Raw genomic sequence first — 400 nt, 5'->3', positions numbered from 1 at the left:
GAGCAGCGTGGCGACCAGCGATTCCGGCGGGTTGGAGACGATGCGCAGCGCCACGTCGACGTCCTCGCTAATCAGGTCGGACACGCGGTTGTCGAACCGCACATCCAGGCGGATATCCGGATACGACCGCTTGAACGCCACCAGCAGCGGCGACACCAGCAGATGCCCCAGCCCCGTCGGCACCGACAGCCGAACGCTGCCTTGCAGCGATTTGCCGAGCGACGAGACCAGCGCGTCGGCGGCAGCCATTTCGCGCAGGATGCTTCGGCCGTGTTCATAGATGCCGGCGCCGACCTCCGTGGGTTCCACGCGGCGCGTGGTCCGGCGCAGCAGTTGCACGCCCAGTGCGCGCTCGAACGCCTTCAACCGGTGGCTCACGTTGGAACGTGTGGTTTGCAGC

General features: G+C 67.0%; 1 protein-coding gene. It reads right to left on the bottom strand.

Translation table 11 applies throughout. The annotated features are described in order from the left end of the window. On the bottom strand, positions 1 to 400 hold a 400-nt coding region (locus JWG88_RS21470; protein ID WP_205235861.1), incomplete at both ends, for a LysR family transcriptional regulator.

The organism is Desulfopila inferna (assembly GCF_016919005.1).
Taxonomy (GTDB): domain Bacteria; phylum Desulfobacterota; class Desulfobulbia; order Desulfobulbales; family Desulfocapsaceae; genus Desulfopila_A; species Desulfopila_A inferna.
This window is presented reverse-complemented; position numbering and strand designations above follow the sequence as displayed.